Annotated in this window: 9 protein-coding genes; all 9 read left to right on the top strand. The window is 39.1% G+C overall.

Annotated features, from left to right (window positions below; all coding sequences use genetic code 11):
• Positions 1-31: 31 nt before the first annotated feature.
• The 9 genes from HMJ38_RS04855 to HMJ38_RS04815 all read left to right on the top strand — a co-directional run bounded on the left by HMJ38_RS04855 (position 32) and on the right by HMJ38_RS04815 (position 12,834).
• Positions 32-997, top strand: a complete 966-nt coding sequence (locus HMJ38_RS04855; protein ID WP_194973233.1) for a vWA domain-containing protein — start codon at positions 32-34, stop codon at positions 995-997.
• Positions 998-1,052: 55 nt separating this feature from the next.
• On the top strand, positions 1,053-1,859 hold the full coding sequence (locus tag HMJ38_RS04850; protein ID WP_228779890.1) for a tetratricopeptide repeat protein: 807 nt from the start codon (positions 1,053-1,055) through the stop codon (positions 1,857-1,859).
• Positions 1,860-2,014: 155 nt separating this feature from the next.
• On the top strand, positions 2,015-3,193 hold the full coding sequence (locus tag HMJ38_RS04845) for an acetyl-CoA C-acyltransferase (protein ID WP_194973232.1): 1,179 nt from the start codon (positions 2,015-2,017) through the stop codon (positions 3,191-3,193).
• An 80-nt stretch (positions 3,194-3,273) separates the two neighbouring features.
• On the top strand, positions 3,274-4,380 hold the full coding sequence (locus tag HMJ38_RS04840) for a toxin-antitoxin system YwqK family antitoxin (protein ID WP_194973231.1): 1,107 nt from the start codon (positions 3,274-3,276) through the stop codon (positions 4,378-4,380).
• A 72-nt stretch (positions 4,381-4,452) separates the two neighbouring features.
• Positions 4,453-5,388 carry a phosphoribosylaminoimidazolesuccinocarboxamide synthase gene (locus tag HMJ38_RS04835; protein WP_194973230.1) on the top strand — a complete coding sequence of 312 codons (936 nt, stop codon included), beginning with the start codon at positions 4,453-4,455 and terminating at the stop codon, positions 5,386-5,388.
• 108 nt (positions 5,389-5,496) lie between these two features.
• On the top strand, positions 5,497-5,874 hold the full coding sequence (locus tag HMJ38_RS04830) for an STAS domain-containing protein (protein ID WP_194973229.1): 378 nt from the start codon (positions 5,497-5,499) through the stop codon (positions 5,872-5,874).
• Positions 5,875-5,876: 2 nt separating this feature from the next.
• Positions 5,877-6,800: a ribonuclease Z gene (locus HMJ38_RS04825; protein WP_194973228.1), complete on the top strand. Its 924-nt coding sequence runs from the start codon at positions 5,877-5,879 to the stop codon at positions 6,798-6,800.
• Between the two features lie 35 nt (positions 6,801-6,835).
• Positions 6,836-7,642: a queuosine precursor transporter gene (locus HMJ38_RS04820; protein WP_194973227.1), complete on the top strand. Its 807-nt coding sequence runs from the start codon at positions 6,836-6,838 to the stop codon at positions 7,640-7,642.
• 245 nt (positions 7,643-7,887) lie between these two features.
• On the top strand, positions 7,888-12,834 hold the full coding sequence (locus HMJ38_RS04815; RefSeq protein ID WP_194973226.1) for a PKD domain-containing protein: 4,947 nt from the start codon (positions 7,888-7,890) through the stop codon (positions 12,832-12,834).
• Positions 12,835-12,838 lie beyond the last annotated feature (4 nt).

Below are 12,838 nucleotides of genomic sequence, written 5' to 3'. Positions count from 1 at the left end.
TCTTTTCATATATATTTTATAATTTCAGGCCATGATTTGGGCATATCCTGATATAAGTTTGATTTTAACCTTGGCAATCCTTTTTGGTTTGCTATACTTTATTTATTTATTCCGTTTTTATCTTATCAATAAGAAACTGGAGGTAAAGAAGCACAGGTTGTTTTTTAAAATATTGTTAAGATTTTCCTATTTTATTTTATTTCTGATTGCTTTATCAGGACCATCTGTGGGCACAGCATTAAAAGAGATCAAAGAAGAAGGTAAGGATATTTTCATTGCCATTGACCTTTCCCAGTCCATGAATGCTACAGATATTGGCCCAAGCAGACTTCAGAGAATAAAGTTTGAACTGAAAAACCTTGTCAAAAATTTTGCAGGCGATAGAATCGGGTTGATTATTTTTAGTTCTGAGGCTTTTGTGCAATGTCCCCTAACCTTTGACCAAAACGTTATCCAACTTCATTTGGATGGTCTCAATACAAATTTAGTACCCAATCAGGGTACTGACATCAGTGCTCCTTTGAACATGGCTTTGGAAAAATTCAATTTGGAAAATTCCCCTGACATCAATTCCAAGTCAGTAATTTTGATTTCTGACGGGGAGGATTTTGCAGATAATTTTAGAGATCAGACAAGCAGACTCAGTGAACAGGGTATAAAAGTATTTTCCTTGGGAGTGGGTACAAGCCAAGGAAGTACAATTCCAAGAGGAAATTCGAGAATTATTGACCCCAATACAAATCAGCCTGCCGTAAGCAGACTAGAATCAAATAATCTGAAACTGATTGCTTCCCAAACAGACGGACAATATTTTGAACTCAGTGATGAAGTACAGGAAATTCCTGACCTCATGGCAGCTATTGAAAGGCAGGAAGGCACTGTCACGGGTTCCAGAATGATTGAAGCCTCAGCAAATAAATATTTTTATTTCCTGCTTATTGGATTGGGGTTGGCGTTATTAGATTTAATGCTTCCAATAAAAACCATTAACCTTTAAAAACGTGTTATCATACATGCATTTGGTCATAAGATTTATATTAATTTTCATTGTAATGATTCCTTCTTCACTGACAGAAGTCAGTGACCGCAACAAGGCAATCAAAACAGCTGCGAAAGACTATGCATCAACAGAATATGAGGCTTCTGTAGCCTCACATATGAAACTCATTTCTGATTTTGAATTGAGTACCCCAAATGTCAATTATAACCTTGCCTTAAGCTATCATTATAACGGTCAATTGGAAGAAGCTACAAGAACTTATTCGGGATTGTTAAATGCTCCGGACAAAGAACTTGCTTCATTTGCTTATAACCAATCGGGAGTCATTTTGGGAGAAGAAAAGAAATATGAGGAAGCTTTGGAATCCTTTAAAATGGCCCTGATCAAAAATCATCTCAATGAATCTGCAAGGTACAACTATGAATTATTGAGCAGGTGGTTGGAGGAAAATCCTGACCAAAACGATCAAAACGAAGAAGGTGAGGACGGTGAAGAGCAACAGGATCAAGAAGATCAAGACCAACAGGATCAGGACAAAAAATCTGATGATAGCAAGGACGGTGAGGGTGATGAAGAAACTGAGGAAGATGAAGCCTCGGAGTCGCAGAAAAAAGATGATAAATCCGGTGAAGAATCCCAGCAAGAAGAGGATTCGGAGGAACCAAGTGATCTTGAAAGTGACCTGAGTGACCGGGAAAAGGCAATGGAAAAAATGAGGGAAAATCTGAAAGAAATGAACCTCACTCCCGAACAGGCAGCACAAATCCTAGAGGCCATGAATGCTGCTGAACTCAGATACATCCAACAAAATCAAAAGAAAGCCACCAAAAGACCTGAAAGAGGCTTGCCGGATTGGTAGGCTTTTCTCCTTAAATCTAAATCTTGGACCGGAATTTATTTCTTGTCTCTTGGTTCTTGATTCTTCATTCTTGTCTCCCCAATATTCAGGGCAAACTTTGGCACTTGTATCTCAAGTCTAATATCTAACGTCTCATATCTTAAATATAAACCCAAATGAAAGAAGTATATATCATATCAGCCGTAAGAACTCCCCTGGGGAGTTTTGGTGGAAAACTGTCTGGACTTACAGCAGTGGAATTAGGAAGTATTGCAATTAAGGGTGCACTGGAAAAAGCAGGAGTTGAACCCAAGGAAGTAGACGAAGTCCTTATGGGAAATGTGATTTCGGCCAATCTTGGTCAGGCACCTGCAAGGCAAGCAGCCATAGGTGCCGGTATTGGTTATAATGTACCCTGTACGACCATTAACAAGGTTTGCTCCTCAGGTATGAAAGCGGTCATGTTTGCTGCCCAATCTATCATGACGGGGCAGAATGACGTGATCGTGGCAGGTGGGATGGAAAGTATGTCCAATGTTCCCTATTATGTTCCAAAAGCTAGATTTGGATACAAATATGGCAATGCCGAGTTCGTTGATGGATTGGTCAAGGATGGTTTGTTTGAAGTATATTATAAGTTTCCTATGGGTAACTGCGCGGACAATACTGCAAGGGAAATGAATATTTCCAGAGAAGATCAGGACAATTATGCCATTCAATCCTATAATAGGTCGGCTGAAGCATGGAAATCAGGCGCTTTCAAAGATGAAGTTATACCTGTAACTATCAAAGGAAGAAAAGGTGAGACCATCATCATCGATGAGGACGAGGAATTCAAAAATGTTATGTTTGATAAAATCCCTTCTTTACGTCCAGTATTTGATAAAGAAGGTACGGTAACCGCAGCAAATGCTTCTACAATGAATGATGGGGCCTCAGCCTTGGTTTTAATGAGTAAAGAAAAAGTTCAGGAATTGGGCCTCAAACCGATTGCAAAAATAATTGGCTTTGCAGATGCTGCGCAAGATCCTCTTTGGTTCACAACCACACCTGCTGTTGCTATACCAAAAGCAATCAAAAATGCTGGTCTTACTGAAAGAGATATTGATTTCTATGAAATCAACGAAGCTTTTGCTGCTGTAGCTATTGCCAATCAACGTCAATTGAATTTGGACAATGACAAATTGAATGTATTTGGAGGTGCTGTCTCTCTTGGTCATCCATTAGGTGCTTCCGGAGCAAGAATTATTTCTACGCTTTGCTCTGTATTGAACCAAAAGAAAGGGAAAATAGGGGTTGCAGGTATCTGCAACGGAGGTGGTGGTGCATCTGCCATTGTCATTGAAAAACTTTAGCCATTATTCAGCTTCTGAATAAAATCAAATGCCTGTGATTTCGCAGGCATTTGGTCATTGAATCAACTTTGAAATATCCAATGAAAAACCCTGTTCTATTTGTTCTTTTCGTTTTGTTTTCATCAAGCGTTCTTGCTCAAATCCCGGTCAAGACCTATTATGATGAAGATAGCCTTAAGCTAAAGGAAGAATATGAAATGATCAGTGGTGTCGCGCAGGGATTATATAAGCTGTATTATGAAGATGGTGGTTTGGCTCTCATTGGGCAATTGAAAGATGGGAAAAAAGAGGGGCTTTTTGTAGATTTTTATCCTTTCAGCGAAGATACCTTAAGATTGGTGAATTATGTCAACAATCTGCGTGAAGGTCCTTCAAAGAATTTTTTTCAGACCGGCCATATTTCACAAGAACTTAATTTTTCGAAAAACCAGATAGAAGGTGAAGTCATCAACTATTTTGAAAATGGTAAAATCAAGCAAAAATCAAGTTTTGAAAAAAACGTTCCGGAAGGTTGGAGCTTTTATTATGATGAAGATGAAAAGCTGATAGAAAAATCATTTTATAGATCCGGTGTAATTGATGGCAATAAGGAAGAATATGATGAAGATGGAAAACTAATCTCCAAACTTTATTATAAAAATGGCAAATTGGATGGTGACCAATTTACTTATTATCCTAGCGGTGAAATCAAATCTCAAATTCAATATAATAATGGCCTCCAAAATGGCAGCATTGCTTATTTTCACCCAAATGGTCAGATAGCTAGACAGGGTAAATTCAAGAAAGGGCAACCCACAGGAACCTTCAAGAGCTTTTATGAAGACGGTTCTTTGGAGGAAGAGGGACAATATCGTGCTGGTAGGATTTCAGGAACAATCAACACCTATTATCAAAATGGTCAGATCAAAGAAGTGGCTACTTACAATAATTTCGGGGATTTGGTTAGAATCATTGGATACCATGAAAATGGAGAGGAAGAAAGAAAGGTAACTTACCTCAATGGCAAAGAGGAAGGTGAAGCGCTAATTTATCATCCGAATGGCAAGATCAAAGAAATTATGCCCTATCGCATGGGCAAACCCCATGGAATCCAGAAAATATATAATGAGGCAGGTGATCTAATTCAGGAACGACAATTCAAAGAAGGAAAATATGCGCAGGATCTTTTTAATGAAAATGACAATTGAATTCAAGAAATAAAATACCCAAAAGCTTCAAAACAAGAAGCTTTTTTTAATTTTGCTTAATTGATATATCGAATGGAAACAGCAATAAAAGAAACCCAATTCAAATTCCCCGATCAAATCGGATTCTATAAAGGTAAAGTAAGAGATGTCTATATTTTTGAGGAGAGTCTTGCTGTAGTTGCCACTGACAGAATTTCTGCTTTTGACGTCGTATTACCCAGAGCAATTCCCTTTAAAGGACAGGTGCTGAATCAGATCGCAGCCAGATTTCTTCAGGCAACAGCTGATATTGTCCCCAATTGGGTGACATCCACCCCCCACCCCAATGTGACTATTGGTAAAAAATGTGATCCTTTTAAAGTGGAGATGGTCGTGAGGGGTTACCTTGCCGGGCACGCAGCCAGGGAATACAAAGCCGGAAAAAGAATCTTATGCGGCGTGCCTTTACCTGATGGACTAAAAGAAAACGACAGACTTCCACAACCTATCATTACACCTACCACGAAAGCTTCTGAAGGGCATGACGAGGATATTTCCAAGGAAGATATCCTGGCAAAAGGTATCGTCAGTGAGAAGGACTATGAGGTATTGGAAAATTATACCTTTGCCTTATTTGAAAAAGGGACGGAGATGGCAAAGGATAAAGGGCTCATTTTGGTGGACACCAAATATGAGTTTGGCAAATTTGGAGATGAAATCCTTTTGATAGATGAAATACATACACCTGATTCTTCCAGGTATTTTTATGCAGATAAATACGAAGCTTTACAAATAGAAGGTCTTCCTCAAAAACAGCTATCCAAGGAGTTTGTTAGACAATGGTTGATTTCAAATGGATTTCAGGGTAAGGAAGGACAAAATGTTCCTGTCATGCCTAACGAATTTGTTGAAGAAGTTTCAACGAGGTATATTGAGCTGTACGAAAAAATCATAGGTGAGGAATTTGTGAAATCTGGCTTTGAAGATTTGGAAGGAAGTATAGAAAAAGCCATCTTGGAAAAAATTTAATAAGTAAGATTAAAATCAAGTTTTTGATCAAACTTACCTTAAAATACGATCATTAATTTCGCGTTAAAATAAGATAACTGGGATTTAGAATAATTGAATCAAAAAAATATGAAATATACAGTAGATAAAAAAGAGCAATATGTAATCTTCACCCCCATGGAGGAAAAACTGGATTCTGCCTTGTCTCCAATATTGAAATCAGAATTGTTGACAGTAAATGCTGAAGGTTATGATAACCTGGTCATCGACATGAGTCATGTAAAATATGCTGATTCCAGTGGGTTGAGTGCTTTATTGGTAGGAAACAGGGAGTTTGGTAGAGACGGGGGGATTTTCATCATTGCATCACCGCAGGAACATGTTATGAAACTGATCAGGATTTCCATGCTTGATAAAGTTTTTAAAATTGTGGATTCCATCGAAGAAGCAGCAGAAGCAATTTTCATACACGAAATTGAGGGCCGCGAACACGAGGAGGAAGATTAATCTTGGATTTTGAAGTTACGATTTTAGGCTCAAATTCTGCTATTCCGGCCCATGGTAGAAATCAAACCTCCCAGCTGATTCAAGTTGGGGGGTCTTATTTACTTTTGGATTGTGGAGAAGGAACCCAAATCCAGCTTCGAAAATTCAAGCTTAAATTTTCCAGAATTGACTTTATTTTTATTTCTCACCTGCATGGAGACCACTTTTATGGTTTGATGGGATTGATTTCAAGTTTTCACCTTGTCAAAAGAGAACGCCTATTGACAATTTTTGGACCGCAAGGTCTTGATGAAATAATTACTGTTCAACTCAAACATAGCAAATCCAACCTCGGCTTCCCCCTAAGATTTATCAGTACAAAAACTGAAAAAGATGAACTAATCCTTGAAGAAAAAAACTTTCGGGTTTATTCTTTCCCACTTCAACACAGGATTTCCTGTACAGGATTTTTGATTGAAGAAAAACAAGGGCTTCGGAATTTGGTTAAGGAAAAGTTACAACGACATAAACTCAGTATAGAAGCTATAAATACCATCAGATCAGGTAAGGATTATTTGGACGCTAATGGCAATGTACTGTATGCAGTTTCGGAATTTGCCCATGAACAAAAGCCGCCCCGTAGGTATGCTTATTGTTCAGACACAATTTATGATCCAAGGATTGTTAGAATAATTAAAGGTGTAGATTTATTGTATCATGAAGCCACATTCGATGATATGGAGGTAGAAAGAGCAGGATCTACCTTTCACAGTACAGCAAGACAAGCTGCTCTGATAGCCAAATCTGCGGGTGTAAAGAAATTATTGCTAGGACATTATTCATCCCGATATAAAGACCTATCCATATTGTCAGAACAGGCCAAAGAAGAATTTACTGAAAGTTACTTAAGTGAAGAAGGTATTACCTATCCAATTCTCAACCCCTGATTATCAACTACCCATTTCATATTAATTCCTACAACATGGATTTAGAAGTCACCTCTAAGACTTTTCAGTCAAAAAAGACCAACCTCTTTATTATCCTCAGTGGGATTTTTCTCACCAATGCCATTTTGGCGGAAATTATTGGAGTAAAAATTTTCTCCGGTGAAAAAACCCTTGGTTGGGAACCTGCTGGATGGACAATATTTGGAGAATATATATTGGACTTTAACTTAACCGCAGGTGCGGTTATTTGGCCTATAGTATTCATTACGACAGACATTATCAATGAATATTTTGGGAAGAAAGGTGTCAGAAAAATCAGTTTTATTACAGCTTTTTTTATTGCATATGTCTTCCTGATTATAGTGCTGGTCACCGGTCTTCCTCCTGCAGCATTCTGGCTAGATGTAAATACACCTGACCCTGACGGCAATCCTTTTAATATAGATTATGCATTTAACGTAATCTTCCGACAAGGCTTGGGAATTATCCTCGGTTCCTTGGTGGCATTTTTATTAGGTCAGTTAATAGATGTGTATGTTTTTCAAAAATTAAGAAAAATCACTGGACCAAAAATGATTTGGCTGAGAGCGACAGGGTCAACCTTGGTTTCCCAATTTATAGATTCTTTTGTCGTGTTGGGAATTGCATTTTATATTTTTGGAAACTGGAGTTGGGCGCAAGTGGCTTCCGTTGGGATCATCAATTACATCTACAAATTCAGTGTCGCAATTTTGCTCACTCCCCTACTCTATGTTGGACACGGTCTGATAGATAAATATTTAGGCAAAGAAATTGCTGAAAAAATGACCGAAGAAGCTTCCGAAGACACTTCTTTTCTTTGAATAATTCAATAACACAAAGTTATTCTATTTTTTTCCAGTAAAATTAAAGCTCCCATAAGTTGGAAATTCGATGGAATGGGACTTGGTACATTTGATAAAATCGTTCTTTAATTTGGCAAGTTATCGGCAGATTTTTAAGAAACCATATTAATGATTTTTAGAAAGTATTTTTTTTCTCTTGTTGATTATTTATATTCCGCATAAATATAGCCACGTAATACATTTTTGCTTGTAGTTTATTTTCGATGCGTTTTAAAAGAATATTGATTTTCTTTTCTGTATGTTTGTTTTTTGCTTTCAGCGGTGTAAGCGGTATGCTTATTTTTTCCCCTAATTTGTTCATAGAATCGGTTTTTTCCAACCAAAAAAATGAAGTCAGTGACCCTCCAACCGCAGAATTCAGTTTTGAAGAAGAGGAATATTGTGGCAACTCTCCCATACAGTTCACCAATCTTTCCACAGGAAATAAACTAACTTATTTATGGCAATTCGGGGATGGAACAACTTCTGTTGCAGAAGAGCCACAGCATGTATTTGACAATGCCATAGGAAATGGAACACAGACTTTTCAAGTAACGCTGACCGTTACAGATTCTTTGGGGATTACGGCCACCAAAACAAACCCGATTACTATCAACCAAATTCCTTCTGTCGCTGTTTCAAGTGACAGGAATGACACTGATTTTGATAATCTTCCATATTTTATTGTTTGTGACAATGATGAGCTTTCAGAATTCACTTTTTATAATAATTCAAGCACTATATCCACTAACGCTTCCTATCTCATCGATTGGGGGGATGGTTCGGAAGCTTTTGAAGGAGAAGAATGGACGGAATTAACTCATGCTTATTCCATTGGTGTATATTACCTGAATTATACAGTCACAGGTGGAAATGGATGTATTGTCAACAGAAGAATCGGTGTATTCATTGGTTCAAACCCAGCTGTTGGTTTTGGAAACCCCGGTAATACAAATATCTGCTCGGGAGAAGCATTGACTTTTCCAATTACAGGAACTGAGAATAACCCTATTGGGACAACCTATACCGTGACTTTTTCTGATGGAACTCCTCCCCAGGTATTTTCACATCCACCTCCTGCCACAGTCAGTCATATTTTTGAATCCACTTCCTGTGGACAATTCGGAGCACCAGGATTTGGGAATTCATTTTCAGCAACCATACTGGCTGAAAACCCTTGTTCAAGATCATCTGCACAGGTAGTGCCGATTTATGTCTCTGAAAAACCGGAACCTATAATCGGCTTAGCTGACTCTGTATATTGTGAAAACACCTTTTTTAATATATTCAACCAAACGCTTTACGGAAATGAAGTCAACAATAATGGACAATGTACTACTAGTGGAAAATTTGTTTGGGAAATAAGTCCCGAAACGGGTTGGGAACTCAGTGCTGATAACACATTAGGGGTAAGAAACAATCCGGAAATCCCAAATTCTTGGGTCAACGGATCACCTGTTTTAACGCCTAGATTTACCGAACCTGGAATTTATACCATTAAGTTGATTTCTGGCAATCGCTGTGGCATAGAAGAAAGAGAGGAAACCATCTGTATCATTTCTGAGCCTATTGCCTCATTTGAAGTCGATCAACTTGATGGATGTGGTCCAATTTCAGTCAAAACTACAAATACATCAAATATTCTGGGAACTTGTGCTGATGGTGGAGACTTCTTCAGGTGGTCGGTAGCTTTTCAGGGAGGAGAATGCAGTATTGGTGGAAATTGGGAATTCGCGGAAGGAAGCAGTTTCAATGACATCAGCCCTGAATTCAATTTCATCAATCCCGGAGACTATATTATCACCCAACAATTGATTACATCTTGCGGGGTATTTACAGCCTCAGAATTGATTTCTGTCTATTCGCCGCCTTCAGTTTCATTGGGAATCATCCCTGATTCATGTGGAGAATTGACCATTTCACCCACATCAACTGTTCTTTTATGTAGTGAAGATGAGGCGACTTTTAAATGGACCTTTGAAGGCGGAATTCCTTCAACATCATCAAATGCAGACCCTGGACCTATTGAATTCAAAACGATAGGAAACAAGGTTGTTACCTTAGAAGTCACCAATTCCTGTGGCACGACCTCCTCATCTATTACTTTCAACATCAATCCAATCCCCGAGATTGATTTGGGACCTGATAAGGAAATCTGCAAAGGAGAAACACTTGTTTTGGATTCAGAAATTATTCCTGAGGGAAATTATAGCTATAGCTGGACGGCAAGTCCGTTCAGCAATATTCAAAATGCCAACAGTGCCAATCCAACCGTCAGACCTGAAGAAACTACAACCTACACGGTAGTTGCCACCAATATACAAACTACTTGTAGTATAGAAAGTCAGGTTACGGTTACTGTCATTCCAGCACCTTCGGTGGAATTCTCTATACCGGATCAGATCATTTGTTCAGGAGAGGCATCTGAAGCTGTTATTTTAACTTCTGATCTTTCAGAAGCAATCATTGAGTGGACTTCGGTCAGCAACGGTGCTGAAGGCGTAGAACCTGAGGGTCTCAATGAGATACCTTCTCAAACCATCATCAATAAAAGTAATAATCCGATTGAAGTGCTTTTCTTAGCAAAAATAGCCTCTGAAAACCTTGGGAGCTGTGAAGAAGTAGTCGCCACCTACAAAATAACTGTAAACCCTGAACCTGTATATCAAGATGAGGAACTGGAAATATGTAGTTCCCAATCTTCATCATTTACTCCACAGAACATGCTTTCGGGAAGCACTTTTACATGGACAGTTTCTGCCCCATCCACAGTTATAGGTGCAGAATCGGTTGAGGAAGCCCAAAATACCATTCCAATTGAATTGGTGAATAACAGCGACAATCCAGAAACCGTCATTTATAACATCACACCATTTCTTGGGATTTGTCAGGGACAGTCCTTTTTGCTTTCTGTTACCGTTCTACCATCACCGGCAATAGAATTTTCATTGTCTGACCAAACCCTCTGTACAGGTTCTGAAAGTCAGGAGGTCTTAATCAGCAGCAATGTAGCAGATGCAGTTATTTCATGGACATCGGTGGCGAATGGGGTTTCGGGGGTTTTACCAAATGGCAATGGGACGATCCCAATTCAGAATCTCTTCAATCCAACTTCTGAACCAATTACTGTTGAGTTCATTGTTTTTGCAAGTACAGGTGGGCAAAGTAATTGTGAAGGTCTTCCAAAAACCTATCAAATTACGGTAAACCCTACGCTTAGCGTTGTGGATGAAGTGAGTAATTTTTCGGGTTTCGGCATCTCCTGCTTTGGTGCAAATGACGGTAGCATTTCGGTTGACCCACAAGGAGGCAATGGAAACTTTACTTTAACCTGGACGGGACCAAATGGCTTTACTGCATCTTCCACAATTATTGAAAACTTAATACCGGGTGACTACACTTTGTTGGTTGAAGATGACTTTGGTTGCAGTTTGACCCGTCCTTATACCATAAATGAACCAGAACAACTTGTTGTTGACCTTATCAATTCCCGAGATGTATTCTGTAAAGGAGATGAAACGGGACGGATAGAAGTGGCTGTTTCGGGGGGAATTGTTGATTCACCCTATCTGCTAAACTGGACCAAGGACGGTCAACCTTTTCCATCGAGTAGTTTACTTTTAGAAAATATAGCTGCAGGAATATATGAATTGACTGTCTTTGATAACAATAATTGTACGGTATCTACAGGTCCAATCCAGATTGAAGAACCCGAACAAAGGTTGGAAATCAACATTGAAAAAGGTGATATTTCCTGCTATGAAGCCAATGATGGTTTTTTGAGATTGGACATTTCAGGAGGAGTTGAACCCTATACGGTGGCATGGGATTTTGGTTCCAATCTGAGAAGTTTTGACAATGTCGGACCGGGGCAATATTCAGTTACCGTTTCTGACCAAGCAGGCTGTATACTTTCCCAATCGGTAAGTATCATTGACGCTCCATTATTCAAAGTCAATGCAGAAGTAGATCAGATTTCTTGCTTTGGAGAAAAAAACGGTCATATTCAACTCAATATTGAAGGGGGTACCGAAGGCGTGACAATCCGATGGGACAATGGGGAGGAATTGGAAAATCTCTTCAATCTGGATGCAGGAACTTATGGGGTCACTGTTTCCAAATTCGGTTCCTGTGAAGTCAGAAGGGAATTTACCATTCTTCAGCCTGATCCACTTTTAATTGAAAGTTCGGTGGTGGATGCGTTTGACTGCGACAATCCTCAAAGCGGAAGTATTTTTGTCAACCCAACAGGAGGAAATCCACCATTTAATTACAGATGGAGTAATGGCAGCACCGAACAAAATCTTACCAATATCCCCTCAGGCACTTATGGCGTGAGCATTGAAGATTCCAAGGGATGTTTAACAGAAAGACAATTTACTGTCAAAAGACCTGTTCCAATCTCTGTGGCTACCATCAGAACCACCAACGTGAACTGTGAACCCAGAGAGATTTTGGAAGAATTAAATATTTCTATTACAGGTGGATCTGCGCCTTACACCATTTCTTGGTCCGGCGGAATAGTTTCAAATAATGGGTTGACCATGTCTACCGGTCAGTCCGGTTTGTATGTCCTGACCATTACAGATGGCCAAGGCTGTGAATATCAGGAATCATATCAGGTAGAAAACACCGATGTATTGTTGGAAGCTGATATTGAATCCATTGGCTTTGACCAATACAATGCCTTTTTGGTCGGGATTCCTATTCAATTTCAGAATAAGTCCATCGGCAATATCATCTCCTATTTCTGGGATTTTGGAGATGGCAACAGCAGCACGGAAACCAATCCAACCCATACCTACCAAACAGCAGGTGAGTTTGAGGTCAAACTACAGGCCATTGATGCCTTTGGTTGCATACTCGAACTGGTAAAAGAAATCAAGATAATTGATTATTTCTTAGTCGTACCCAATGTCTTTACGCCCAACAGTGATGGCATCAATGATTATTTCTTTCCCAAATTCCTGAATCTTGAGAAATTGGAATTTTGGGTTTTGAACAAATGGGGAGAAACGATTTTCTATACAGATGATATCCAAGCCAATGGTTGGGACGGTACGGTGATGGGTGACATGGCCATGCCCGGGAATTATGTTTACAAACTCAAATTCCAAACGGTGGATGGTAGGATTGAGACAAAAACAGATGTCTTTTTATTATTGAAATGATGAG

The sequence above is a fragment of the Aquiflexum lacus genome, assembly GCF_015476655.1.
Lineage (GTDB): Bacteria > Bacteroidota > Bacteroidia > Cytophagales > Cyclobacteriaceae > Aquiflexum > Aquiflexum lacus.
Note: the sequence above shows the minus strand (reverse complement) of the source record. Positions and strands in the feature narration are given on the sequence as shown.

What these genes read in the sequence shown, in the direction of transcription:
- HMJ38_RS04855 (WP_194973233.1), top strand. Translation starts at nt 32, where the DNA reads ATGATTTGGGCATATCCTGATATAAGTTTGATTTTAACCTTGGCAATC.
- HMJ38_RS04835 (WP_194973230.1), top strand. Translation starts at nt 4,453, where the DNA reads ATGGAAACAGCAATAAAAGAAACCCAATTCAAATTCCCCGATCAAATC.
- HMJ38_RS04840 (WP_194973231.1), top strand. Translation starts at nt 3,274, where the DNA reads ATGAAAAACCCTGTTCTATTTGTTCTTTTCGTTTTGTTTTCATCAAGC.
- HMJ38_RS04820 (WP_194973227.1), top strand. Translation starts at nt 6,836, where the DNA reads ATGGATTTAGAAGTCACCTCTAAGACTTTTCAGTCAAAAAAGACCAAC.
- HMJ38_RS04850 (WP_228779890.1), top strand. Translation starts at nt 1,053, where the DNA reads ATGATTCCTTCTTCACTGACAGAAGTCAGTGACCGCAACAAGGCAATC.
- HMJ38_RS04815 (WP_194973226.1), top strand. Translation starts at nt 7,888, where the DNA reads ATGCGTTTTAAAAGAATATTGATTTTCTTTTCTGTATGTTTGTTTTTT.
- HMJ38_RS04845 (WP_194973232.1), top strand. Translation starts at nt 2,015, where the DNA reads ATGAAAGAAGTATATATCATATCAGCCGTAAGAACTCCCCTGGGGAGT.
- HMJ38_RS04830 (WP_194973229.1), top strand. Translation starts at nt 5,497, where the DNA reads ATGAAATATACAGTAGATAAAAAAGAGCAATATGTAATCTTCACCCCC.